Origin of the sequence: Halocynthiibacter sp. SDUM655004 (assembly GCF_026015885.1) — a bacterium.
GTDB lineage: Bacteria > Pseudomonadota > Alphaproteobacteria > Rhodobacterales > Rhodobacteraceae > Falsihalocynthiibacter > Falsihalocynthiibacter halioticoli.
In genome coordinates this window covers 73,742-98,034 of record NZ_JAPDUG010000001.1, presented here as the reverse complement: position 1 = coordinate 98,034, position 24,293 = coordinate 73,742, and the positions used below count along the sequence as shown (strand labels likewise).

The window sequence follows — 24,293 nt, the reverse complement described above, 5'->3', positions numbered from 1 at the left end:
TGTTGAGCTGATCGAAAAAGGGGCGCTTGAACCGATCAAGCGCCCCGATTGATTTACTTCAGTGCTTCTGTAACCGCTGCGAGGGCTTCGCCACCATCCAGAGCCGTCACACCACCGAGCCATGATGCGTAAACATCAGGATTGCCCTTGAGCCATTCAGATGCAGCGTCTTCTGGGTCAGCGCCGTCATTCAGGATCGCCCCCATAATCTCGTTTTCCATAGCAAGGGTAAACTTGAGATTCTTGAGAAGCGCACCAACGTTCGGGCACTCATCAACATAACCCGCGCGTGTGTTTGTATAGACTGTCGCACCACCCAGATCAGGGCCGAAGAAGTCGTCGCCCCCCTCTAGGTACGACATTTCAAAGTTGGCGTTCATCGGATGCGGCTCCCAACCAAGGAACACAATCGGCTCGTCTCTTTTGGTTGCGCGATCTACCTGCGCCAGCATGCCCTGTTCGGAGCTTTCCGCAACTTCGAAACCTTCAAGATCAAAGGCGTTGCCGTCAATCATTGACTGAATAAGACGGTTGCCATCGTTGCCTGGCTCAATGCCGTAGATTTTGCCATCAAGTGCATCTTTGTGCGCCGCGATATCCGCAAAGCTCTTAATCCCAAGCGCCGCAGCTGCCGCATTTACTGCAAGCGTATACTTCGCGCCCTCAAGGTTTTCCCGAACGGTATCAACCGTCCCAGCTTCGCGATAAGTAGCGATATCCGCTTCCATCGTCGGCATCCAGTTGCCGAGGAATACGTCAACATCGCCGCCCTCAAGTGCCTTGTAGGTCACAGGAACAGAGAGAACTTTCACCTCTGTTTCATAGCCCAAAGCGTCAAGCACCACAGTTGTTGCTGCGGTCGTTGCTGTAATGTCGGTCCAACCCACATCGGCGAACGTCACTGTGTTACATTCGGCAAAAGCAGCCGTTGTCGCCACAACAAGCGCCGTGGTGCTGGCAAGAAATGTTTTTGTCATGATTAATCTCCCGTTGATGCGACATACCTAACGCAATCTTTACATGCTTGGCCATGTCTGATTTTTATTGATTGACGAGTCAATTAACCTCATAAGCTCATTATTGTAAACGCCCTTGGTGAAAGAGTCGGCTTATGCCCAAGATTGGAATGGAACCTGTGCGCCGCAGCGCACTGATAAATGCGACGATCGCAGAGATCGGACAAAACGGTTCGCTTGACGTCACAGTGAGCCAAATTGCGCGGCGCGCCGGCATGTCATCCGCGCTTGCCCATCACTATTTCGGCAGCAAAGAGCAAATCTTCCTCGCCGTGATCCGACATATCCTTCGTCAATTTGGGCAAAGCGTTGCTGAACGCTCAAGCACGGCAATGTCTCCAAGAGACCGGATCATCGCAATTATTGATGCGAGCTTTGATCAGGAGCAATTCGACCCCAATGTCGTTGCGGCGTGGCTCGCCTTTTATGTCAAAGCACAAAATTCAGACGAGGTTGCCCGACTGCTGCGTGTCTACGCGCGCCGTCTGAACAGCAATCTCGTCTTTCAGTTAAAGGAGATCGTCTCGGACGACGCAGCCTGCAACATCGCACAAGGCCTCGCCTCGATGATTGACGGATTTTACATCCGGCACGCGCTTCAAGACATGGCTCCAAACAGGCAAACCACAAAGGCACTGGTTGTTGACTATCTCGACCTCTGCCTCCTGCGACACCAGAACAACTAGGCCCAAAATATGACCCTATTCCAGCCCAAAGCGAGCCATTTTGTTGATGGCGCTTATATTGAAGACACAGCAGGAACGGCATTTGATTGCGTTTATCCCGCAACCGGAGAAGTGATCGCAAAGTTTCATTCTGCCACGCCGTCTATCATTGATGCTGCACTGAACTCTGCCCAACGCGCACAGAAACAATGGGCTGCTCTGATGCCTGTTGAGCGTGGGCGGGTTCTACGGCGCGCGGCTGATTTCATTCGTGATCGAAACCGCGAACTGAGCGAACTCGAAACCATGGACACGGGCAAAGCCCTTCAGGAGACGCTCGTTGCCGACGCAACCTCTGGTGCGGATGCATTGGAGTATTTCGGTGGAATAGTCTCTGGTATGACAGGCGAAACCGTGCCCTTGGGCGAAGATTTTGCCTACACCATCCGCGAACCACTCGGCGTATGTGTCGGCATTGGCGCGTGGAACTATCCAACCCAGATCGCATGCTGGAAGGCCGCCCCAGCACTCGCCTGTGGTAACGCTATGGTTTTCAAGCCATCCGAAACCACACCCCTTTGCGCCTTAAAAATTGCTGAGATCTTCATAGAAGCTGGCGCCCCCGCCGGATTGTTCAACGTGGTTCAGGGACTTGGCGATGTAGGAGCAGCGCTCTCAACAGACCCGCGCGTCGATAAAGTATCTCTTACAGGGTCCGTCCCGACAGGGCGCAAGGTCTATGCCGCCGCAGCTGAAGGGCTTCGTCACGTGACGATGGAGCTTGGCGGCAAATCTCCACTACTTGTGTTTGAAGACGCAGATATCGAAGACGCCATTAGCGGCGCAATGCTCGGTAATTTCTATTCAACTGGTCAGGTTTGCTCCAACGGAACGCGCGTTTTTGTTCACAACTCGATCAAAGAACAGTTTCTATCGCGGCTCAAAACGCGCACAGAAGCTATTCGCGTGGGTGACCCCTTGAACGAAGACACGCACCTCGGGCCTTTGGTCTCCAAGGCTCAGTTAGAGAAAGTTACGCGATATATTGAAATAGCCAAGAGCGAAGGCGCTACACTTGTAACCGGAGGCGACGCTCCGCGCGTCAACGGTCATGAAGCGGGGTTCTTCATTGCGCCCACAGTCTTTGCGGATGTGACCGATGACATGACAATCGCGCGCGAAGAAATCTTTGGGCCCGTCATGGCCGTTTTGGGCTTTGATACCGAAGTAGAGGCTCTAACGCGGGCGAATGCGACCGAGTTTGGCTTGAGCGCAGGTGTATTTACAAAAGACATTTCGCGCGCGCATCGCGTTGCCAAAGCGTTTGAGGCCGGAACCTGCTGGATCAACACCTATAACCTTGCGCCTGTAGAAGTTCCGTTTGGTGGCTCTAAACAATCCGGCGTAGGACGGGAGAACAGCAAAGCCGCGCTTGATTACTACAGCCAGATAAAATCCGTTTATGTCGGCATGGGCCGAGTCGACAGCCCCTATTGAGGACCGCGATGCAAGCTGATTTCGTCATCATTGGTTCGGGGTCTGCCGGATCTGTTCTTGCTTCGCGACTGTCCGAGAACGGCAAGCATTCCGTTATTCTCATTGAGTATGGAGGAAGCGATGCGGGACCATTCATTCAGATGCCAGGCGCGCTCTCTTATCCTATGCGAATGCGGCTCTATGACTGGGGTTTTCAGAGCGAACCGGAGCCACACCTTAACAACCGACGCCTCGCCACACCGCGGGGCAAAGTGATCGGCGGCTCATCTTCGATTAACGGTATGGTCTATGTGCGCGGACACGCGATGGATTTTGACCATTGGGAAGACAGCGGTGCGAAGGGATGGAGCTATGCTGATATCCTGCCGTACTTCAAGCGCATGGAGCATTGGAGCCCAAACGGCCACGGTGGTGACCCGACATGGCGCGGCACATCCGGACCACTGCATGTTACGCGCGGACCGCGATCAAACCCCCTATTTGAAGCTTTCGTGAAAGCTGGTCAGCAAGCGGGGTTTGAAACAACCGATGACTATAATGGTGAGAAGCAAGAGGGCTTCGGTCCGATGGAGCATACCATCCACAAAGGTGTGCGGTGGTCGACAGCGAACGCTTATCTAAAACCGGCTCTAAAGCGCCAAAATTTGTCTCTAATTCGGGCCTATGCAGAGAAAATCGAGTTTGACGGGAAACGTGCCACTGGCGTTCGTATCCGCAGAAATGGTCGGAGCGAAGTCATCACGGCGCGCCGTTCTGTCGTTGTAGCGGCCAGCGCGATTAACTCACCTAAACTTCTCATGCTTTCCGGTATCGGCCCCGCCGCTCACCTTGCTGCGAATGGTATCAACGTCGTCGCGGACCGAAAAGGCGTCGGTCAGAACCTGCAGGATCATCTTGAAGTTTACATCCAACAAGCCTGCACACAGCCGATCACCTTGTTCAAGCATTGGAATACCTTTGGAAAGGCCATCGCCGGCGCGCAATGGCTCTTCTTTAAAAAGGGTCTGGGGGCCTCTAACCAATTCGAAAGCGCGGCGTTTGTGCGCTCAGCTGCTGGCGTTCCATATCCGGACATCCAGTTTCATTTCCTGCCAATGGCTATCCGGTATGACGGCACCGCAGCGGCAGAGGGACATGGGTTTCAAGCCCATGTTGGCCCGATGCGATCCGCGTCTCGAGGTCAAATTTCGCTTAACTCAGCAGACCCGTTTGAGGCCCCGCGCATTAAGTTCAACTATATGTCTGATCCACAGGACTGGATTGATTTCCGACATTGCATAAGGCTGACCCGAACAGTATTTGGTCAGGCCGCGTTTGACCCATTCCGTGGTGCTGAAATCCAGCCAGGAGCTTCGGTCCAATCAGATGAAGAGATAGATGCCTTCATCAAGGAAGAAGCCGAAAGCGCCTATCATCCCTGCGGCACATGCAAAATGGGCGCGGTGGATGATCCAACAGCAGTTGTAGGGCCAGATTGCAAAGTCATCGGGACAGAGGGGCTCTATGTTGCAGACAGCTCCATCTTCCCGAGGATCACCAACGGGAACCTTAATGCGCCCTCAATCATGGTTGGCGAGAAGGCCGCGGATCACATACTTGGCAAGACTCCTCTACCAAAAGATCATGCAAAGCCGTGGATACATCCGAATTGGCAAGAATCTGACCGTTAGGCGCGGTTAAATGAAGGTTATTCCTTCTGGCGTCACGTGGGCTACGGTTAGTCGTTCGGTAACATAAGCGCCCGTATCAATCGCGGCCCGACCACGCTTGATATAGGGCTCATCGACAACCGTATGCCCATGAACAACCCAAACTCCATCTTTGCGCGGCACCTTGAAGAAGTCGGCGTGCCCCCAAACCAGCGCCTTTTCAGGCTGCTCGTCCATCGGCAACTCTGGGTCCGCGCCAGCATGAACAACAGCGACATTTCCGCTTTGCCATTGGAACGGCAATCCGCGAAGCCACGCTTCCAGCTCGCGGCCCATCGCCTGTTTGAGCGTTGCGCGCGCTTCATCCAGCGATTCTTTGCTGCTCAGATCAACAACAGATGTAACCCCAAAGCTCTCCAGTGTCTGCAAACCACCATTGCGAAGCCAACGCTCCGCCTCTGCATCAGCACCATCCAGAAAATTGAGCATCATGCGTTCATGATTGCCCATTAAGCAGATAAGCGTGCGGGTTGGGCGCTGACTTGTCGCGTGCAATCGCCGCAATGCTTGAGCAGAATTCTCGCCACGGTCAATAATGTCGCCCACGCAAATAATGGTCGAACCACGGGGAACTTTCCGCAAAGCAAGTTTGAGCAAGTCGTCCCGACCGTGAACATCCCCAATCGCATAAAATTCTTGTTCAGGCGCGGGGTCTGGAAAACTAACTTCTTGCTTAGGTTTACTAAAAATATTTCGAATAAATTTCATGGCAAACTGATAAACCAAACACTGGAAAAATACTATCTACACTCTTCTCCATACAAGCTGCCCCGAAAAAAGCTAATAAAATTGGCAACACATTCTAGCCTCGCACAAGAAACGAACACCCCAAATGCCCTCGCTCTTTACTGAGTGCTAAGGACTCAGCCGTATCGATAATGGAGTATGACCATCGGAACGGGCTAAACAATTGAACTCTAGTTACCCACTCTCTGCTTCAAGATTTTTGCGAACATCCCACTTTGGCCGTCTTAGCTATCAAAGGCATTTCAAGCGCGTCTTTGATATTGGGTTGGCTCTGATACTTCTTATACCTACAGCGATCGTCGTCGCTGCTCTGTGGTTAGGCGCACGTCGAAACGGGGGTTCGGGCTTCTTCGCACACGAGCGGTTGCGTCAAGACGGCAGCAGTTTCAAATGCTGGAAAATCCGAACCATGTGTGAGGAGGCAGATGAAAAACTGCATGCTCTTATCCAGCAAAATGAGGCGGCTGCGCTCCAATGGGCAAATAGTCAAAAACTAAAAGACGACCCACGGGTGACACCATTCGGCAGATATTTACGAAGATCAGGGTTGGATGAACTTCCGCAGATATGGAACATCATTGTTGGGGATATGAGTTTCGTCGGTCCGCGCCCGATCACCCAAGAAGAAGCCCCAAGGTACAAAAATGCGATCTGGGCCTATCGTGCAACCAAGCCCGGCTTAACTGGCATCTGGCAAACGCAAGGCCGTAAAAACCCATGCTATCAACAGCGCATTCAAATGGACAAAGAGTACGCCCACTCTGTTTCGGCCTTACTAGATATCAAACTTATTCTGAAAACCGTCCGAGTGGCCTTCGCGCAAACAGGGTCCTGACTTTCATACCCGCGCATAGGCATCGTCAAACCTAACAATATCGTCCTCGCCAACATATGGGCCGGTTTGAACTTCGATAAGAACCATGGGCAATTTCCCCGGATTCTCGAGGCGATGCTTTGATCCCAGCGGCACATAGACAGATTGGTTCTCGCTGACCAATTCGGTTTTGCCGTCAACCGTAACCTGTGCTGTGCCTTCAACAACAATCCAATGTTCCGACCGCATGTAATGACTCTGTAGGCTTAACGACGCGCCCGGCTTCACCTGAATGCGTTTCACTTGAAACCTTGCGCCAATCACTAAGCTCTCAAACCATCCCCAAGGTCGATGCTCTTTTGGGAATACCTGAGCCTGTTGCGAAGCATGCTTAAGCAACACATCAACCGCGCGCTTTACGTCCTGCGCACGGCTCATATCGGCAACCAAAACCGCGTCTGGCATTGCGACCGCCAAAATGTTGGTTAGCCCAATTCCAACAATCTTTTGTCCCGCATTCTCACTGCGAAGAAGCGTGTTCTGGCATTCTATCGCATGCGCATTTTCACTCGTCGCGACACCATATTTGTCTTTTGATGCTTCGCGCCAAACCGCATCCCAACCGCCGAGATCTGACCAATCCGCAGAGTATCGCACCGCAAAAAGATTGTCGGCTTTTTCCATCACCGCATAATCAATCGAGATGCTTTTAACCTCTCGCCAGTGTGCTTCGTCTAGCCGAAGAAAATCCAAATCTCGGCGCGCAGATCGAACGGCCAACCGCACTGCCTCGCACATCTGTGGCGCGTGTGTCTCAAAGGCCTGAATGATCGCTTTTGCCTTAAACAGAAACATCCCTGAGTTCCAAAGGAACTTCTTTGAAGCAACCATTTCAGTCGCAATTGCAATATCCGGTTTCTCAACAAATGCGTCGACGCGTGCCACCGGTGAGGTTGCTGAACTATCACCGATATTGAGATACCCATATCCCGTTTCAGGACGCGTAGGCGTCACTCCGAAAGTTACCAAATGACCTTCGCGCGCCGCATGCAAACCCTTCGATATAGACGCATGGAAAGCCTCGTAATCAGAGATTGCATGATCAGAAGGCGCAACCAAAAGCAGCGCATCTAAATTCAAAGCCGCGTGGTGATAGGCAGCAGCGAGCACACTTGGCGCAGTATTCTTACCAAATGGCTCCAGAAAAATCGGCCCGCATTCGGGAATTATTTCGTCCATCTGCTCTTTGACGATGAACCGAAAATCAGAATGCGTCATCACCGTTGGTGGCGCGAATTCAATGCACTCATTCGATTTGAAACGCCGCAGAGTCGACTGAAGGAGAGTATCCTCTCCAAGCAGCTTGGAGAACTGTTTGGGGTAACTCTTGCGCGACAAAGGCCAAAGCCGCGTGCCGGACCCACCCGCAAGAACAACCGGAACTATGAGAGAATGGACAGTAACGGTACATGCCTTTCAGTTAACAGTACCGTCACCCTATCAATTCAACCTTAACGTGTAAACAAAAAGGGATATCCCTCTATGGTAAGGTCACTCTTCAGTAAACACCGTGTTCCATTCGGACTTCATATCAATCAAGAGCCAGCCTTCCGCCTCTGCATTGTCCAACCCGTCCACAAGCGTTCCAACGTGTGAGTCACGATCATAGGCAAACTCTCGTTCCTCGTCTGTGTGATGAACAATCATCCCAAGGCGGCGGCCTTCACCCGCCAAAGTCCACTGCAGCATCTGCAAATCACCATCCGAGTTCCCAAAAGACGCGATTGGGCGTTTGCCGATAAACTTCTGAATAGCAACAGGTTTGCCTTCTTTGTCATCATAAAAAAACAGCTCTGGTTCGCGCACCAATACTGGAGTCCCATCACGCATTTCAAATTTGGTTACGACACTCGACCCGATCACCTGCTCTGGCGGAATACCATAGATTTCTTGTGTCCATGGTCGCATGAAGTCCACGCCGCCACCTGATACGATATAGTTTTTGAACCCGTTCTCTCGCAAATATGCCAGTAGTTCTTTCATCGGCTGATATGTCAAATCTGTATACAGGCGATCCATCGTTGGGTGCTTGGCTGTCGTAATCCAATCTGTCGCGATCTGAGCAAATTCATCGGTGGTCATGCCCGTGTGTGTTACAGCAAGTATCTGCGCTACACCTTTCTCGCCCGATTTCGCAATGGTTTCCATATCACCATCAATCGCGGCCTTCAGGACAGGGTCATCCTGCCATTCCGGATGGTCTGCGGCGATCTCTTTGATCCGATCAAGCGCAAACAATATCTGTGTGTAGATCGGAGCCTCGACCCAAAGCGTTCCGTCATTGTCGTAGGTCGCAATGCGATCCATCTCTGGCACGAAATCGCTCCCGCCCTCTTCCGTAACCGCAGCAACAAACTCGAGGATCGCCGTTTTTGACGGCCCGTCATTCCACGAAGGCAATGGCTCATCCTGTGCGATAGCGACGCTAGCGACCACGCCGAGCGCTGCGGCGATGCAAGTCTTGGTTATGTACGAATAGAGTTGTTTCATATCAAATTGTCCTTCTCCAAATGCGATTTGGTGCATCCAATTTTTGTTCAGTAAATCTTAAAGCTTCAAATTAGCACGATAAACTTTGTTGGCGCCCAAGAATAATACAACCCAGGCGGCACAGTTGCCCATTCAGTATGGTATCACAACACGGGGCTGATGACGGCCATAACGTTGTTCCACAGCCGCCGCCGCCATGGCCAACTTTCAACATTAGACAACAATACTTCGTTGCTATCTGCAATATACTCGAGTTGCCGATCCCGCAGTTGTGAAGTTGCTTCCGGATCGTAAAACACAATGTTGTTTTCGTAGTTCAGATCGAAACTACGCTGATCCATATTTGCAGAGCCAATCAATGTAACTTGCCCATCAATCGTGAGCGATTTTGTGTGCAGAAGCCCAAGAGGGTATTCCATAATCCGCACACCTGATGTGAGCAGTTCCTGATAATAACTGTGGCACGTTGCAGCGACGGAGAAGTTGTCATTGCGGGCCGGGAATACGATTGTCGTCTTCACACCTCGGTTCGCCGCGGAGCGCAAAGCAGACTGCATCGCTTCATTCGGCGCATAATAGGGCGTCGTAATAATAAGCTCGTCAGTCGCCGCATGCATAAGCGCAGCGAACATATCCGACATTGCGCCAAATCGAACTGTCGGGCCAGTTGCGATAACCTGCGCGGGAAAGCCTTCGTTGGTGTGGGGAATTTCTAATCTGACAACATCAAGAATATCGTCGTCCGTGTAAGTCATCCAATCAGACACAAAAACCATCTGGTTCTGGAGCACGACAGGCCCCGTAAATCGCATAACAGCATCTACCCAAGGCGCGAATTTCGGCTTTGGCGAAAATGCAGCGTCGGCGCAGTTCTGACTACCGCAGTATGTTACCTCGTTATCTATGACGAGCACTTTGCGGTGGTTTCGCAGATCAAGCCGTCCGTCAAACATGCGCAAGAGTGGGTTTCCGATCTTAAGCGCCACAGCAAGATTGACACCAGCGCGCTCCATAACCTTCCAGAGTTCGCTTTTGATTAAGTCGCGCGACCCAAGATCATCCGCCATTGCGCGTACGGTCACGCCTCGCTGCGCGGCACGAACCAGCGCGTCGACCATCTTGGTGCCGCTTTCGTCTGTGAGCCAAATATAAAACACCAAGTGAACGTGCTCTTTTGCGTTATCGATATCCTTTATCATCGCATCAATTGCGGTCTCGGAATCTGCGAGCAGTTCAGCTGCGTTACCCCCGACAGCAGGCATGCCAGAAATAGATTGCCCAAGGTTGAAAATCGACCTGAACCGCGCCGGCATTTCGATTCCGCTCGCTGACCCCTCATAATCGGGCACGTCCGCAATCTGGCGAAGTTCGGCATTGAGTTTCGCTTTCCGCTCCACCCGCGTTTTGCCAATACTGGTTTCGCCAAGAAGCAAATACCCGATGACGCCCAGACCCGGAATTGAGAAGATGATCGCCAGCCACGCGATACGTGACGCGGGTGCTCTATTCGGGCGCGTCATGACTCGTGCTGCTGTTGCAAGCTGGATCAGCAGTAACCCAAAGTACAGCACAGAACTCATAACTCACTCCTTATGGGAAAATGTTCCCAATGTTTCATCATCAATGCTTGAAGATGCGGCTTTCTTTTTTTCATCATAAAGCAATTGCCAGATCGAAAGAAACACTGCCGCAATCACAGGCCCCAGAACAAGCCCCGTAAGCCCGAATACAGCAAGCCCACCAAGCGTTGTAACAAGGATCAGAAAACTTGGAACGCTACTCGCGCGTCCAACAACAATTGGCCGCACCACATTATCAGACATACTGATAACGCCCGCCCCAAAGGCGAGCAGTATGATGCCGTCCACAGTATCGCCAGAGAGCACCATCGCGATACCAGCAGGCCCCCAGATAAACCCTGCGCCAAATGGCGGGATCACAGAAAGCAGCCCCATAATAGCGCCCCAAAACGCAGCATTATCGATGCCGAGGAAGAAGAATATTATCGCGCCAAGCAAGGCTTGAACGAACCCAACAGAGACCATGCCCCTAATCGTAGCGACCGCCATTTCCGAGAAAGCAGTGAAGAACTTCTGCTTATGCTCACGAGACGCAGGAATAACCGCAAAGCAGGACTCATACATGCGATCGCCAAAAAGCAGGAACGTGAACAAGACATAAAACGCGAGGAAGCCTTGGAATACCAATGTCGATGCACCCTGCCCGATCTGAGCGAGGTGCGTCGCAAGGAATTGCGCGATATACGCGAACATATTGCCGAGTACAGATTTGATCGCGGCAAAATCAATTCCAAGCGTTGCTAGCGCATCTGAAAGCCTTGGGAATTTACCGGAAATCGTTTCAAGCATTTTTCCCGGCGGGAATGAATCGAACTCAACTTGCGAAAGCACCGAAACAGCACCTTCTGCAATAATGCCGAGGATCAACAGTGCTGGGAAAAGAATGAAAAGCAGGTTCATCAAAACAATGATCGTCGCGGTCAGTGTTTTGCGCCCGTTTAGCCAGTTCATCAGCTTTTCGCGAAGTGGCCAGAACAAAATCGTCAGGACAACGGCCCAGAAGATCGCCTTCCAGAACGGAAACAGGACAACCCCCATGCCGATAGTTGCCAAGAGTAATACTGCTGTCCCGAAGGTTGTTTGCCGGAATCCGTCTTGCATTATGTCCCCCTGATTCATCGGGTGTTTGACGTTAAGTCTTATTGGACGCGCCGAACGCATCGTCGTGGAAGTTATTAATATTCAATCAATTTCATTGCCACTTTGCGGGCAAGACGCTTCGTAATCAATCGGTAAGTTTCTTGGCGATGTAAAAACCGTAGCTCACGTAATCTGAATGTGCCTCATAGAGCCGGATCTCCTGCAGTTCTTGCTCCACATACTTCGGAACCACCTCGGAGTCGTTATATTTGACTCGCATACTGTTCAGCTTCCTCCGCACTGGATGATAGTAATTCTCCATCCAGCATTCCTTAGGAAGGGGGAAATATCCAAGTGGCGTGTAACCGTTGCGTTCAAGAACAGATAGCTTTTCTGATGCCGTCCCAACTTCGGGGTACGCTTCATTCCAGAAACGCTCCAAATCTTGTGGGCGCGTCTCCGTGAGCCATGTCAGCTCAGAGACTGCTAGAATTCCATTGGGCTTCAAGTATTGTCGCCAATCGCGGACTCCTGCTTCAAAACCGATGTTATAAATCGCCCCCTCCGACCAGATCGCATCGAATGAGGAAGGCTCAAATTCGAGTTTGTCCATAGACGCTTCGACTGTCGTTATCCGGTCAGAAACTCCATTTGAAGCGGCGCGCAAGCTCAACTCAGTGAGAAAAGCAGGAAGGAAATCTACTGCGGTAATCTCGGCATCCAGCATCTTCGCCAAAGTAAGCACGGACGCTCCTGTTCCACAGCCAATATCCGCAATGCGTAATCCTTGCTTGTTCGCGAGGCCCGAAAGCTCAACTGCACGGCGTGTCTGTTCATCCCCACCGGGCCCTTGGCGCTCTGCATTCCCGTGTAGCTCAACAAGAAAATCCAGATATTCCATATGCGCTCCCATTCGTTTCTCGCAAATTGTTATCAGCTTTAGATCAAGCATGAATAAAGCTACATTGCCCCGCCAGTTCGCTTTGCCTTACCGCTTCATTTCAAGCCATACTCATAGCAACACACTGAACGTAACGCAGCGAGAGGCCTTATGACAAACGATGTTAGACTTGCCGTTTCCGGCGCTGGCCTGATCGGAAAACGTCACATCTCGACGATCGAAAAAACAAAAGGCGTTGGTGTTGCGGCAATTATTGACCCTAGTGAAGCAGCGCGCGCTTTCGCCCAGTCAAAAGGCATACCCCACTTTGCTAATTTGATTGAGGCACTTACTGAAGCCAAGCCCGACGGCGTTATCATCGCAACGCCAACGACCCTGCATGTAGACCAAGGTCTTTGCTGTATTGGGCATGGCATTCCTGCTCTTGTCGAAAAGCCGCTGGCCGTGTCTGCGGCGGAGGGTGAGCGGCTGGTTAATCAGGCCGAGGAGACGGGCGTTCCAATTCTTGTCGGGCACCATCGGCGATACAATCCGCTTATCGAAAAGGCCCATTCGCTGATTAAATCTGGCGCCATTGGCGAAGTCCGTTCTGTTCAGGCGACGGCGTGGTTCTACAAGCCTGATGACTATTTCGAGGTTGCCCCTTGGCGGACACAAAAGGGGGCGGGGCCAATCTCGGTCAATCTGGTGCATGATATTGATCTCATTCGCCATCTATGTGGCGAGATTACCGCGGTGCAAGCCATGGCCACGCCAGCCCAGCGCGGGTTTGAAAACGAGGATCTTGCAGGAGCGGTATTTCATTTCAAGGAAAACGGCGTCGGCACGATCACTGTCTCTGATGCAATCGTTGCCCCATGGAGTTGGGAGCATACATCCGGAGAGAACGACGCTTATCCGCAAAGTGAAGCGAGTTGTTATTTGATAGGCGGCTCGCACGGATCACTTTCGCTGCCAGATCTACAACTTTGGCAGAACGACGGCGAGCGAAGCTGGCTTAACCCGATGCGAACCTCAAAAGCCGAAGTCATTCCGGCCGATCCTCTCGAAAATCAAATCAGGCATTTTGCTGCTGTAATACGCGGCCATGATGAGCCGCGCGTAAGCGGTCGCGAAGGATTACGCAGCCTCAAAGTCGTGGAAGCCATCCAGAATTCCGCAAACAATCAGCAACGTATTGAAATTTCTGAACGCTCGGCCTGAAATCGTTGTGCTTTTGTGGCATACAGACCAACAAGCATCTAATTGTGAACTAAACTCATATTTTTGTGATCTGAAGTGCGGGATGCTTCGTAACCAATTAAAACTCGGTCGAAATTTAACAGGCAGGCAATCCAATGAAGCGCTATATTCTTGCAATCACGGCATCCTTCACAATCAGCACCGCGCACGCTCAATCCATGACAGGCTGGAGCACGCAGGTTGATGGACTGACCTCCTACCAGAGCGACACAAAGCTTGATGACGGCAATGAATTCACCGCAACGCGCAGTTTCCTGCGTGTGACAGGACTTAATACGAGCGCATCGGGAACAGCGGTTGGGCTTTCCGTCAGCCTCGGACAGTTCGACTATGAGTTTGCCAACACCGCAACGCAGCCATGGACCGATATTCAGGACATTCGTCTCGCTGTTCCTGTTCGCTTTAAGCTGGATAGCGGCGCAAATGTCTTTCTCGCGCCTTCAATCCGGTGGGATTACCAGCAAGGTGTCGATGCTTCTGATGGTCAGACCTACGGGGTGTTCGGCGGTATTTCCTGGAAAGTTCGCGACAATCTGACAATCGGTCCAGCGTTTGGGGCTTTTACCCAAATCGGTAACGATGATCTTGAGCTCTTCCCTGCATTGCTAATCGATTGGGACATTACAGACCGTCTGAATCTGACAACCGGATCAGGCCTCGGCGCGACACAAGGCCCAGGGTTAACGCTGAAATACGCCACTACTGATACGACCTCCGTCGGCCTGACCGCACGAAGCGAGAGCGTTCGTTTTCGATTGGATGACAAAGGTATCGCGCCAAGCGGTGTTGGCGAAGACCAGAGTTATCCCGTTGTTGTGTCTTTTGAATATAGCCCGAATCCAGGACTGAGCTTTAGTGCATTTGCCGGCGCAGAATTCGGCGGGGAGCTTGCGCTTGAAACAACATCTGGCAAGACTGTCTCGAAGCAATCCTACGATACAGCTCCTATCGCGGGGTTGGCATTCCGCTTGCGTTTCTAGATGCGGCCGAGGCGACTCTGACAAAAAAGACCATATTAAAATCGATTGCCGCCAACCTGTTCTGAAGTAAGATAACGCGAAAACTGTGTGATGCTTTACACGGGCATTACTAAATTTGCGATATTATTCTGATTTCTGAACAGGCTCGATTATGAAACCTTCCATTGGATTTACCTTTATTTCTAAGAGGCTTACCGCCCTTATTCTGTTGATCGCGACTTTTGGGATTACTATATTCTCGCCAAGCGACACGCTCGCCGATGCTGGCGTTACGCTCGCAAACCCCGCAGCGGTTTATTGCATCGACCAAGGCGGCTTCTACGGGCAAAAAAGAGACGAAAACGGAAGCCACGGAGTTTGCCGAATGAGCGACGGAACCGAGCAAGACGCTTGGGGTATGCTCCGAGAAGCACATGAACCAGAACCGAAAATCGCAAATCCAGCGGCAACGTTTTGCAATGCAAATGGCGGAACCTACAATCTTGAAGATGGAAGCTGCGAGTTGGCAAATGGCGAGGCTGTAGATGGTTGGGAATACCTGCGCGCCTCCCATGCTGAATCCACGAAAATGGTTAACCCAGCGGCAGCATTCTGCGTTGAAAGTGGCGGATCCTATCAAATCGTCACAGCCGACGATGGCTCGCAAAAGGGTATCTGCACGCTCCCAAATGGCGAAAGCAGGGATGCTTGGGAGTATTTTAGAGAGGCCTCTAAATAGTCTGACTCAGGCAAACAGGCGAAGGAAAATCGCTGCCTTGGATAGAGCCATTTGGTGTTCAGCCTCGCTCAATCTCAAACCCAAAAATCTGTTACACCCTTAGATTAGAAGTATTGGAAACAGTTATGCCAACTCAACCGCTACTTAGACGCATCGCATTTGCTTTTTTCGCCGCCATTTTTGCGGGCCCGATTCATGGATCGGATCAACCAACATGGCCCGCATATGATTTTCTTGTCCGCGATACGATTATCAATCACCAAGATGCATCAAATCACGAGCGCATCTTTGCCGAAGACCCGAACAACGGCGCATATGTCTCTATCATTCCGTCTTTGGGGCGCGGCGTAGAGGACTACACAGAGCAATATAACTCGAAAATCGTGACGCGTCTGGCCAAGGCAGGCTACCGTGTCGTGCTCGTTCAGCCGCGCGGAATCGGAAAAAGCAGCGGCGACCTGACCCCGCAAAACATTACGATGAGTGCCTTTGCTCACGATCTGAAAGCAAGTTTTGACGGTCTTGGAATTGAGAGCGTAAGCCTTGTCGGCCATGCTTGGGGCAATCGACTGGCGCGAACCTTTACAACCCTATTTCCAGACAGAGTGGAAAAGCTGGCGCTCATGGCGTCGGGTGGCGGCTCGCTATCAGAGGACCAACAGAAATGCCTTTTTGGCTCGTTTGACCTGACACAATCTGACGAGGACCGAACCAAAAGCCTTCAATGCGCTTTCTTTTCCAAGGGGAATGACGCCAGCGTTTGGCTGAACGGATGGTACCCAGATTTAGGAAAAGCAGAAACATTTGCCGCAAGCATGATCAGTGAAGATTTCTTCAAAAAAGCCGGTGGAAAACCATTTCTCATTATTCAGGCCGCGGACGATTATATCGCACCGCCCGACAAGGCCGGAAAGAAGCTGAAAGCTGAGCTGGGCGATCAAGTAAGCTATGTCGAAATACCGAATGCCGGACATGCGCTTTCATCCGAGCAGCCCGATGAAATCGCCAAACATCTGATCGAGTACTTGCAGGAGTAATTTCGCATTGAAGCAAGTTTTTGGCGCGCATGGATCTCTATTTTGCAATCACTCTTGATTTGAGTTTCCGTATTGGCTTAACCAGAAAGAAGGGAACGGCGATGGCGTCGCCGGTGATTGAATGCCAATCATAGTCTCCCGACCCAACCATCCTGAACGCCGGGATCTGACTTTGCCGCAATAAGGTGAGGGAAGGTGCATACAGCGAACAGGCACACTCCCCACCGAAACGAGCGGCTGGAACAGGAGTGAACCGATGGACAGAACAGCCAACACAAGCGGGATTGCACGCCCAGAATACTATCGTTTCCATCAAGGAGAGAAACTGCTTCCGTTTGCGGATGCTGAGTATGAAACGCGCCTTGCCGGACTGCGGTCAAAGATGGCCGAACAAGGCATTGATGCCTGTGTCATGACATCTATGCACAATGTCGCCTACTACTCTGGGTTTTTGTATTGCTCCTTCGGCCGACCCTACGCTCAAGTCGTGACACAATCGGATACCGTCACCTTCAGCGCTGGCATCGACGCCGCCCAACCATGGCGACGCTGCTATGGTGACAACATCACCTACACTGACTGGCAGAGAAACAACTACTGGCGCGCGATCCGTTCTGTGACCGGAACTGGCAAAACAATCGGATTTGAGGGCGATCACCTATCGATTGCTCAGATGGCACTGCTTGATGAATTTCTAGAGCCTGCAAGCAAAGTTGATATCGCTCCGATCACTATGAAACAGCGATTTCACAAATCATCCGCTGAACTGGACCTAATCCGTGCGGGTGCCGCAACTGCAGATGTCGGCGGCTATGCAATTCGCGACGCAATCAAGGCCGGAGCAAGAGAAATCGATGTTGCTATGGCGGGCCGAGACGCAATGGAGCTCGAAATTGCGCATCGCTTTCCTGATGCAGAGTATCGCGATACGTGGGTTTGGTTCCAATCCGGCCTCAACACAGACGGCGCACATAATCCAGTGACGAGCAGAAGGCTTGAACGCGGCGATATCCTAAGCCTGAATACATTTCCGATGATTTCGGGCTACTACACGGCGTTGGAGCGCACTCTGTTTGTTGAAACCGTCGATAAGGCGAGCCTCGGCATCTGGGAAGCAAATGTGGCGGCCCATGAATATGGCATGAGCTTACTACAGCCCGGCGCGTCCTGTTCCGAGGTTACGCACAAGATCAACGACTTCTTTGCCAAACGTGATTTGCTGCAATACCGGACCTTCGGTTACGGCCATTCTTTTGGTGTGTTGAGCCACTACTACGGCCGCGAAGCAGGCCTCGAATTGCGCGAGGATATCGACACGGTGCTTGAGCCCGGCATGGTTATTTCAATGGAGCCAATGCTTACTATACCCGAAGGCAAACCCGGAGCTGGCGGATATCGCGAGCATGACATTCTAATCATAACGGAAAACGGTAACGAAAACATCACCGGCTTCCCCTATGGTCCGGATCATAACGTCATCGGGTGATATGACACACTGGCGAAAACTTAGAACGTTGCCATTGGCACCGCGCCGCTATTTGTAACGCGCAACATAAACTCACACCGCACGCCACCGAGACCGGGAACATAGCTTCCCGGCTCGACCATCAAAACCATGTTCTCCTCGATCATCGCTGCTTCATCCGGAACCAACCGCGGCCATTCGTGGACGGAAGTTCCTATCCCGTGGCCTGAATGATGCGGGTAGGAATAGCCATACTCTTTCAAGTGATTTCGCAATAGCTTGTCAAAATCACAAACTTTCAACCCTGGCCTTAGCTCGGAAATAGCAAACTGGAGCGTTTCAAAACACGCTTGGTGCATTTTCGCAAATTCATCGGATTTCTCAGCTTCGACAACGAAACTACTACAGCTATCTCCCCAATATCCTTGAACGCGCGGCGCCAAATCGCAAACAACTGGATCGCCCTTTTGCAACTCATAGGCTCCGGGCATCAGACCGAGAGTTGAGGACCGCTCGATTCCAGCGAGGAACTCACCCGCGAGCGCACAACGCGTTCCGGCTTCAGTTTCCATTCGTGCACGAATACCGTTCAGAACATCCAGTTCCGTACGTCCTGAAATCGAAATCCCAGCGGCCTCTTTTTGGCCAAGCGCTGCGACTTCTGCAGAGCGTGTTAACAGACCAATTTCTCTCGTCGTTTTTATCGCCTTTAGGCGTTTGAGAGAGTCGTCGATTACACTGCGTTCTGCCGGCAGAAGGTCTGCTAATGCCGCAGTCAAACTCGCAGTCTCAACAGCAACACGCCCCACGACACCCAGCTTCTCCAACATCGTCTTCACCGCTGCAAGGTAGTTGCTAACCTGATCCACAACGGAGCACGCAAACCCAGCATAGGAGATTTCTTCGCAGTCGATCGCCTGTCCTGCATCGGTATTCGGACAAACAACGCCCGCTACGCCGTCTCGGCTTACGAAGGCCGTCGTCGGGCCACCAGAAAATGGCGAAGGGCCAATTTCGATCGGGACAACATGGCCAGTCGCAAAACACACAGAGTCTGGAGATGTCAGAATGGCCCAATCTGCGCCAATCTCCGCGAGCATTTCGGCAAGTCTTGTTGTGTTATCCATCCGTTAGCCCCTCCTTTTTGCGTCGAGAATTCATGACCCAATAGTCAGTGTTACCACTCAGAGATCGAGCCATCCTCATGCCGCCAAACCGGAGCTCTCCAACGATGCCCTTCAGCTGCGGCGCGCTCGACTTTTTCCTCATCAATTTCAATACCTAGACCCGGCCCTTTTGGTATGTCGAGATAACCATCTTTCACAGTCAAACCAGCGCCGGGCAAGGTGTAATCCCCCAAGTCGCTCGTCGAATTGTAGTGAATGCCAAGGCTTTGCTCCTGAATAAAGGCGTTGTGACACACTGCGTCCACCTGCAAACTTGCGGCAAGTGCAATCGGGCCAAGTGGACAATGCGGTGCAAGCGCGACATCATAAGCCTCGGCCCAATGACCGATGCGCACCATTTCCGAGATTCCGCCAACGTGGGCCGTGTCTGGGTTAACGATACTGGCCGCACGTTTCTCGAAAACCGGTTTAAAATCATAGCGAGAATGTAGGCGTTCTCCGATCGCCAGCGGTATTGACGTGGTGCTGGCAAGCTCGGCCATCAGATCAACCTGCGTAGAAACCACGGCGTCCTCAACGAACATGGGTCTAATCGCTTCAAGTTCTTTCAACAGCACTTTAGCCATAGGGCCATGAACGCGGCCATGGAAATCAAATGCCAAATCCATTGATGTGCCCACAGCCTCTCGCAACTCGAAAAGCTTACGGACGATGCCATCAATCTTTGCATAGCTGTCGACGATCTGAAGCTCTTCACAGATGTTCATTTTTGCGGCCGAGTAACCCTGCGCCTTTAACGCCAGCACACCTTCAATCAGGTTTTCAGAGCGATCACCGCCGATCCAGCAATACGTGCGGATCTTGTCGCGAACAGGTCCACCAAGCAGCGAATGAACCGGCGCGCCAAGGTACTTACCTTTGATATCCCACAGCGCCATGTCGATACCGGCAAGTGCGCTCATCAATACAGGGCCGCCACGATAACACCCGTTCCGATAGAGCATTTGCCAGATATCTTCTATCCGCAGAGGATCAGATCCGATCAAGAAGTCCTCGAGCTCCTTAATCTTTGCGGCGAGCGTCTCTGCATGACCTTCCAGAACTGGTTCTCCCCAGCCGGAAATCCCCTCGTCTGTTTCCACCTTCAAGAATAACCATCTCGGTGGAACCAGATAGGTTTGAAGCGCTGTAATTTTCATTGTCAGCCTTATCCCGCAATAACGGTTTTATTTTCTGCCAACGTCGAAATTTCATCGCCGCTGAAACCGAATGAAGCGAGGATATCAACGGTATCCGCGCCATACTGCGGCGCATGTTTTACGGATGGTTTCGGATTGTCCGAGAAGGAAATCGCTGGCGCAACCGCTGTGTACTTCCCACCAACAGGATGCTCGACTTCAATTAGCTTATCCTGTGTCTGAGGGTGGTTCAGGAAGGAGTCGTAATCGTTCACAACAACGCACCAAACACCCAACGGCGCGAGGAGTGCATCCCAATGAGTTGCCGTATTTGTAAGGAACAGCGCCGCCAACTCCGCATAAATATCATCGCGCCACTCCGCAACAGCATCACCATTCGATTGCTCTGGTCGTGCGAGCTTCATATCGGATAGCTTGGGAAGCTTCAGTACTTCGGCCAGTACATCCAGATCCGCCTGCGCGATGGAAAGAAATCCCTCGGAGCATTTGTAGATACCATAGGGCGGCTCCTGGTAGATCGAAACCTGTGGAGAGGTGCCGCGCTTGGGTGGGGCATCGGCAGTGATATAGGACATGATTTCCTGACACTGCATTTCCATTATAGCGCTCAGCATTGTCACTTTGACTTCCTGCCCCACGCCCGTGATCGAGCGGGCGACTAGCGCCGCCAACACCCCCTCACACACCATGTGCGAGGCCGAAACATCAACCATGTAAAGCGGGCTGGCTTGAGGCAACTCTCCGGCCTTGCCGCCGTTCATCGTCAGTCCGGTAAAGCTCTGCAAAAGAAGGTCCTGACCTGGCCGGTCCTTCATCGGACCATCTTCGCCGTATCCAGAGACAGACCCATAGACGAGACGCGGGTTGATTTCGCGAAGGGTTTGGTACTCAATTCCCAGCTTTTTTGCCACCCGAGGGCGGAAATTCTGGATCAAAACGTCTGCTTGCTCAACCAATCGATAGAGAACCTCTCGGCCAGCATCAGACTTTAGATCAAGTACTAGCGATTTCTTGTTCTGGTTCAGCGTCACAAAGCAAGTTGCATCGCCGAATTTGGTGATGCCAGCCATCGGCGCATGGCGCGAAAAATCACCGCCACCAGGTGCCTCAATCTTGATGATTTCGGCACCCATTTCGCCCATCCGCTGCGTACAGAGTGGACCCGCCATTGCGATGGTAAGGTCCAGCACCTTGAGTCCTTCGAGAGGCGCGCGTGTATTTGTGGCCGTATCCGTCATCGTTTGGTCCTTCATTTTCATTTACCTCGGAATACCGGCTCGCGCTTCTCGGCAAATGCGGCCATTCCTTCTTTGGCATCTTCAGTCATCATGCAAAGCGTGTAGCCGTCATTCTCCATCGAGAGCCCCTGCTCCAGCGATGTTCCCTGACTGCGCTTAATGACGTTTTTGGCTGACTGAACCGCGATCGGCGGGTTTTTCGCGATACGGTTTGCGATCTCTTGTGCGGTGCTCATCAAGTCTTCTGGAGCAACGAGTTTTTGGACGAAACCAACCCGAAGCGCCTCATCAGAGGGAAACCTGTCGCCTGTCAAAATCCACATCGCGGCATTTGCGTAACCAATCAAACGCGGCAAAACAGAAGTGTTACCGGCGCCAGCGTGCCATCCGCGCTGCACCTCCGGAGCGCCAAACGTTGAGCGCGGGGTGGCCACACGTATGTCGCACATCATCGCGACCTCCAAACCGCCGCCAAGACAGTATCCATCAATTGCTGCAATGGCGGGTTTGCGAAGCCGCTGCAGCGGCTCCACATAATCCCGATCATATTGCGCGCGGTTGCGCCCATCCCATGGCGTGCCTAGATCATCAAGCATGTTCACGTCGCTACCAGCGGCGAAAGCTCTATCGCCAGCACCGTCGATGATCAGCACTTTTACGTTATCGTCGATATCGATTTCCCGACAAAGTTGCGCAATGCGGCTCCCCATAGCAGCCGTGATTGCATTCATCTTCTCCGGACGATTGATGGTGAGGTAGGCAATGCCGTCCTCAACTCGATAAAGAATGTTTTCTTCCGACATGATCGGCTCCTTCTAATCTGTCTTAGGCGGCAGAAGCTCTATCTCGATCTGCCAGTGTTCCTTTTGACCGGCTTCAAGCCAGCGTTCTGTTCCGTTCAAACGCGCACCTTCGAGGTCGTCCGACGGTGCGGTTGTCGGTTCCAATGCCATTTGGTGCAGCGGGTTGTCTGCGGTCGGCCAGTTACCGAACGCCATCCAAACACCGCAATACGGGACTTGCGCGTCGCACCATTCAAGGCGGATCCCGCCGTCTGATCCGTCAATTCCAACGCTTGCGCGGTCGGTTACTTTGCCGTAGCTCTTTTGAACCAGTCCCGCCTCCAAACCCAGTACGTCAGTGGTTGCGGGTTCCTTGCCAAACTCTGCCCAACTACTCACCCCATCGAGTATAATTCGCTCGCCGGGTCGGGTTGCGAGTAACAGGTGCTGACTCCACATCCATGGAAGTTTCGTGCCCGATGTGCCCGCCGAAATCTCGTAGTCACACAGAAGCTTTGGTCCCTCGAGGCGAAGCGTTCGGCTAAACGCAAACTGTTCCCCAATATAGCGATAGGTAAGAGCGCCTTCGCTTTCTTCTGAAACCCACGGGCGGCCCCACATATCCCCATGATCGCGCAGCCGCCGCCCCCAGTTCGGGTCATGGCAAGACGCGACAGTTGGGGCGCACTCGTCCCAACCTCTCGCCTCTGCACCGCCATAGGCGGCGTCATCTCCTGCGGCACCCTCACAAGCTCCGCTAATCAGCCAGTCTCGTCCAGATCGGCGATCGATCAGAGCGACCACTCTTGCACCGAACTCGGGTACAACTTGGATCAACACCTGATCGTTCGAGAGGGTGACGCGTTGCATTGGATTTACTTCCCTGCAGCCGCAAGCTTGGCCTGCTGTTTTTCAGAGCGCGCAAGGCGCCACTGTCCGATCGCAACGGCCAGAACCAACAAGAGACCTTTGGCTACAAGCTGATAGAATGTTGGAATACCGAGTAGGTTCATACCGTTTGAAAGTGTTGCCAGAAGCAAAACCGCCAACATGGAGCCAACAATCGTTCCTTTGCCACCCGCCATCAGAGCGCCGCCGAGGAACACAGCCGTAATCGCCTCGAGCTCAAGCCCCTGGGTACCGGAAGCTGGCTGCCCAGATGATGTACGCGCGGTTACAAGCACGCCAGCGAGGCCTGACAAAGCGCCGGAGACCGCATAAATCGCATAGCGCATGCGCGTTAGGTTGATACCGGCAAGGCGCGCCGCAACGGGGTTCCCACCCATCGAATAGATTGACCGCCCAAATACCGTAGAAGTCATTACGAAATGCGCCACGACAGCGACCAGAACGAGAAGCAGGAATGCAACGGGAAGACCAGGGAAGCTCTCTGTCTGAAACAGCCGTCCAGAACCCAACCATGCAAGGTTTGGATCAAGAACGCCCACAGGGCGGCCATCGGGCGCAATCAAAAACGCGACTCCGCGAAAGGCCGAAAATGTCGCAAGCGTTGCAACAACAGGGTTTACGCGCAGGATCGAAATGATCGTCGCGTTGATCAAACCCAGAATGATACCAATACCCATTCCCGCAAACACGCCGCCAGTCACTGTTCCCATCTGGGTAACCGTCAGGGCACAAACAACCGACGCACAGCCCGCGATAGAGCCAACCGAAATATCGAGCCCCGCAGATACGATGACAAGCGTCATACCAACCGCGATCAACCCGACCACGGCCATGTTTTGACCGATATTCATCAGATTTCGCGCGGAAAAGAAGAACTCGGTTTGCGTGGCGATGAGCGCCACCATGATGATCAGCGCTATAATCAGCGAAAGGTTTTCGGCGCCAACGAAGTTGGTGAACCGCTTCAGCGCACTGCTCTTGGGCGAAGCAATCTGGAGCGTTGCGTTTTCAGTGATACTCAATTTTTTGTCCTCCGT

22 protein-coding genes are annotated in these 24,293 nt (G+C 52.3%); 9 read left to right on the top strand and 13 right to left on the bottom strand.

What is annotated here, in order from left to right:
* Nucleotides 1-53: 53 nt before the first annotated feature.
* Nucleotides 54-977, bottom strand: a complete 924-nt coding sequence (locus N9C89_RS00450; protein ID WP_263951836.1) for a choline ABC transporter substrate-binding protein — start codon at nucleotides 975-977, stop codon at nucleotides 54-56.
* A 134-nt stretch (nucleotides 978-1,111) separates the two neighbouring features.
* Here N9C89_RS00450 and betI point away from each other — a divergent pair, with 134 nt between their 5' ends.
* From betI to betA, 3 genes are read left to right on the top strand one after another with little or no spacing between them, the layout of a single operon-like run.
* A complete protein-coding gene (betI, locus tag N9C89_RS00445; protein WP_263951835.1) occupies nucleotides 1,112-1,702 on the top strand; it encodes a transcriptional regulator BetI in 591 nt (196 codons plus the stop codon).
* Nucleotides 1,703-1,711: 9 nt separating this feature from the next.
* Nucleotides 1,712-3,178 (top strand): betaine-aldehyde dehydrogenase, encoded by a 1,467-nt coding sequence (gene betB / locus N9C89_RS00440; RefSeq protein ID WP_263951834.1) that lies wholly within the window; start codon nucleotides 1,712-1,714, stop codon nucleotides 3,176-3,178.
* An 8-nt stretch (nucleotides 3,179-3,186) separates the two neighbouring features.
* Complete coding sequence (betA, locus tag N9C89_RS00435) at nucleotides 3,187-4,848, top strand: choline dehydrogenase (protein ID WP_263951833.1); 1,662 nt, start codon at nucleotides 3,187-3,189, stop codon at nucleotides 4,846-4,848.
* A 6-nt stretch (nucleotides 4,849-4,854) separates the two neighbouring features.
* On the opposite strand, the gene N9C89_RS00430 is transcribed toward betA, so the two are convergent.
* Nucleotides 4,855-5,595: a metallophosphoesterase gene (locus N9C89_RS00430; protein ID WP_263951832.1), complete on the bottom strand. Its 741-nt coding sequence runs from the start codon at nucleotides 5,593-5,595 to the stop codon at nucleotides 4,855-4,857.
* 202 nt (nucleotides 5,596-5,797) lie between these two features.
* Between N9C89_RS00430 and N9C89_RS00425 the strand changes: the two genes are divergently transcribed.
* Complete coding sequence (locus tag N9C89_RS00425) at nucleotides 5,798-6,469, top strand: sugar transferase (protein WP_317134915.1); 672 nt, start codon at nucleotides 5,798-5,800, stop codon at nucleotides 6,467-6,469.
* 3 nt (nucleotides 6,470-6,472) lie between these two features.
* Here N9C89_RS00425 and N9C89_RS00420 read toward each other — a convergent pair whose 3' ends face one another.
* The 5 genes from N9C89_RS00420 to N9C89_RS00400 all read right to left on the bottom strand — a co-directional run bounded on the left by N9C89_RS00420 (nucleotide 6,473) and on the right by N9C89_RS00400 (nucleotide 12,559).
* Nucleotides 6,473-7,894: a mannose-1-phosphate guanylyltransferase/mannose-6-phosphate isomerase gene (locus tag N9C89_RS00420; protein ID WP_263953253.1), complete on the bottom strand. Its 1,422-nt coding sequence runs from the start codon at nucleotides 7,892-7,894 to the stop codon at nucleotides 6,473-6,475.
* Between the two features lie 105 nt (nucleotides 7,895-7,999).
* Entirely contained in the window at nucleotides 8,000-8,998 is a 999-nt protein-coding gene (locus N9C89_RS00415; protein ID WP_263951831.1) for an HAD family hydrolase, read from the bottom strand.
* Between the two features lie 143 nt (nucleotides 8,999-9,141).
* A complete protein-coding gene (cls, locus tag N9C89_RS00410) occupies nucleotides 9,142-10,578 on the bottom strand; it encodes a cardiolipin synthase (RefSeq protein ID WP_263951830.1) in 1,437 nt (478 codons plus the stop codon).
* A gap of 3 nt (nucleotides 10,579-10,581) precedes the next feature.
* Complete coding sequence (locus N9C89_RS00405; RefSeq protein WP_263951829.1) at nucleotides 10,582-11,679, bottom strand: AI-2E family transporter; 1,098 nt, start codon at nucleotides 11,677-11,679, stop codon at nucleotides 10,582-10,584.
* 124 nt (nucleotides 11,680-11,803) lie between these two features.
* The gene (locus N9C89_RS00400; RefSeq protein WP_263951827.1) at nucleotides 11,804-12,559 is read right to left on the bottom strand and encodes a class I SAM-dependent methyltransferase; all 756 of its coding nucleotides are present in this window, start codon (nucleotides 12,557-12,559) and stop codon (nucleotides 11,804-11,806) included.
* Between the two features lie 150 nt (nucleotides 12,560-12,709).
* Here N9C89_RS00400 and N9C89_RS00395 point away from each other — a divergent pair, with 150 nt between their 5' ends.
* The 5 genes from N9C89_RS00395 to N9C89_RS00375 all read left to right on the top strand — a co-directional run bounded on the left by N9C89_RS00395 (nucleotide 12,710) and on the right by N9C89_RS00375 (nucleotide 18,022).
* Nucleotides 12,710-13,762 (top strand): Gfo/Idh/MocA family protein, encoded by a 1,053-nt coding sequence (locus N9C89_RS00395; protein ID WP_263951826.1) that lies wholly within the window; start codon nucleotides 12,710-12,712, stop codon nucleotides 13,760-13,762.
* 134 nt (nucleotides 13,763-13,896) lie between these two features.
* Entirely contained in the window at nucleotides 13,897-14,781 is an 885-nt protein-coding gene (locus tag N9C89_RS00390; RefSeq protein ID WP_263951825.1) for a hypothetical protein, read from the top strand.
* Between the two features lie 151 nt (nucleotides 14,782-14,932).
* On the top strand, nucleotides 14,933-15,499 hold the full coding sequence (locus N9C89_RS00385) for a DUF333 domain-containing protein (protein WP_263951824.1): 567 nt from the start codon (nucleotides 14,933-14,935) through the stop codon (nucleotides 15,497-15,499).
* A gap of 125 nt (nucleotides 15,500-15,624) precedes the next feature.
* On the top strand, nucleotides 15,625-16,536 hold the full coding sequence (locus N9C89_RS00380) for an alpha/beta fold hydrolase (protein ID WP_263951823.1): 912 nt from the start codon (nucleotides 15,625-15,627) through the stop codon (nucleotides 16,534-16,536).
* Between the two features lie 283 nt (nucleotides 16,537-16,819).
* On the top strand, nucleotides 16,820-18,022 hold the full coding sequence (locus N9C89_RS00375) for an aminopeptidase P family protein (protein ID WP_263953252.1): 1,203 nt from the start codon (nucleotides 16,820-16,822) through the stop codon (nucleotides 18,020-18,022).
* 20 nt (nucleotides 18,023-18,042) lie between these two features.
* Here the strand turns inward: N9C89_RS00375 and N9C89_RS00370 are convergent, their stop codons facing one another.
* Genes N9C89_RS00370 through N9C89_RS00345 form a run of 6 tightly spaced genes read right to left on the bottom strand, consistent with a single transcriptional unit; the run spans nucleotide 18,043 to nucleotide 24,278 of the window.
* Complete coding sequence (locus tag N9C89_RS00370) at nucleotides 18,043-19,128, bottom strand: M24 family metallopeptidase (protein ID WP_263951822.1); 1,086 nt, start codon at nucleotides 19,126-19,128, stop codon at nucleotides 18,043-18,045.
* Nucleotides 19,129-19,178: 50 nt separating this feature from the next.
* Nucleotides 19,179-20,327 carry a galactonate dehydratase gene (dgoD, locus tag N9C89_RS00365; protein ID WP_263951821.1) on the bottom strand — a complete coding sequence of 383 codons (1,149 nt, stop codon included), beginning with the start codon at nucleotides 20,325-20,327 and terminating at the stop codon, nucleotides 19,179-19,181.
* A gap of 8 nt (nucleotides 20,328-20,335) precedes the next feature.
* Nucleotides 20,336-21,580, bottom strand: a complete 1,245-nt coding sequence (locus N9C89_RS00360) for a CaiB/BaiF CoA transferase family protein (RefSeq protein ID WP_263951819.1) — start codon at nucleotides 21,578-21,580, stop codon at nucleotides 20,336-20,338.
* Between the two features lie 2 nt (nucleotides 21,581-21,582).
* Nucleotides 21,583-22,368: an enoyl-CoA hydratase/isomerase family protein gene (locus N9C89_RS00355; protein WP_263951818.1), complete on the bottom strand. Its 786-nt coding sequence runs from the start codon at nucleotides 22,366-22,368 to the stop codon at nucleotides 21,583-21,585.
* A gap of 12 nt (nucleotides 22,369-22,380) precedes the next feature.
* Nucleotides 22,381-23,217: a hypothetical protein gene (locus tag N9C89_RS00350; protein ID WP_263951817.1), complete on the bottom strand. Its 837-nt coding sequence runs from the start codon at nucleotides 23,215-23,217 to the stop codon at nucleotides 22,381-22,383.
* A gap of 5 nt (nucleotides 23,218-23,222) precedes the next feature.
* Nucleotides 23,223-24,278, bottom strand: a complete 1,056-nt coding sequence (locus N9C89_RS00345) for an ABC transporter permease (RefSeq protein ID WP_263951816.1) — start codon at nucleotides 24,276-24,278, stop codon at nucleotides 23,223-23,225.
* Nucleotides 24,279-24,293: the final 15 nt, after the last annotated feature.

Bases quoted from the DNA above. Each gene is read 5' to 3' on its own strand.
- N9C89_RS00450 (WP_263951836.1), bottom strand. From the start codon at position 977: ATGACAAAAACATTTCTTGCCAGCACCACGGCGCTTGTTGTGGCGACA.
- betI (WP_263951835.1), top strand. From the start codon at position 1,112: ATGCCCAAGATTGGAATGGAACCTGTGCGCCGCAGCGCACTGATAAAT.
- betB (WP_263951834.1), top strand. From the start codon at position 1,712: ATGACCCTATTCCAGCCCAAAGCGAGCCATTTTGTTGATGGCGCTTAT.
- betA (WP_263951833.1), top strand. From the start codon at position 3,187: ATGCAAGCTGATTTCGTCATCATTGGTTCGGGGTCTGCCGGATCTGTT.
- N9C89_RS00430 (WP_263951832.1), bottom strand. From the start codon at position 5,595: ATGAAATTTATTCGAAATATTTTTAGTAAACCTAAGCAAGAAGTTAGT.
- N9C89_RS00415 (WP_263951831.1), bottom strand. From the start codon at position 8,998: ATGAAACAACTCTATTCGTACATAACCAAGACTTGCATCGCCGCAGCG.
- cls (WP_263951830.1), bottom strand. From the start codon at position 10,578: ATGAGTTCTGTGCTGTACTTTGGGTTACTGCTGATCCAGCTTGCAACA.
- N9C89_RS00405 (WP_263951829.1), bottom strand. From the start codon at position 11,679: ATGCAAGACGGATTCCGGCAAACAACCTTCGGGACAGCAGTATTACTC.
- N9C89_RS00400 (WP_263951827.1), bottom strand. From the start codon at position 12,559: ATGGAATATCTGGATTTTCTTGTTGAGCTACACGGGAATGCAGAGCGC.
- N9C89_RS00395 (WP_263951826.1), top strand. From the start codon at position 12,710: ATGACAAACGATGTTAGACTTGCCGTTTCCGGCGCTGGCCTGATCGGA.
- N9C89_RS00390 (WP_263951825.1), top strand. From the start codon at position 13,897: ATGAAGCGCTATATTCTTGCAATCACGGCATCCTTCACAATCAGCACC.
- N9C89_RS00385 (WP_263951824.1), top strand. From the start codon at position 14,933: ATGAAACCTTCCATTGGATTTACCTTTATTTCTAAGAGGCTTACCGCC.
- N9C89_RS00380 (WP_263951823.1), top strand. From the start codon at position 15,625: ATGCCAACTCAACCGCTACTTAGACGCATCGCATTTGCTTTTTTCGCC.
- N9C89_RS00370 (WP_263951822.1), bottom strand. From the start codon at position 19,128: ATGGATAACACAACAAGACTTGCCGAAATGCTCGCGGAGATTGGCGCA.
- dgoD (WP_263951821.1), bottom strand. From the start codon at position 20,327: ATGAAAATTACAGCGCTTCAAACCTATCTGGTTCCACCGAGATGGTTA.
- N9C89_RS00360 (WP_263951819.1), bottom strand. From the start codon at position 21,580: ATGAAGGACCAAACGATGACGGATACGGCCACAAATACACGCGCGCCT.
- N9C89_RS00355 (WP_263951818.1), bottom strand. From the start codon at position 22,368: ATGTCGGAAGAAAACATTCTTTATCGAGTTGAGGACGGCATTGCCTAC.
- N9C89_RS00350 (WP_263951817.1), bottom strand. From the start codon at position 23,217: ATGCAACGCGTCACCCTCTCGAACGATCAGGTGTTGATCCAAGTTGTA.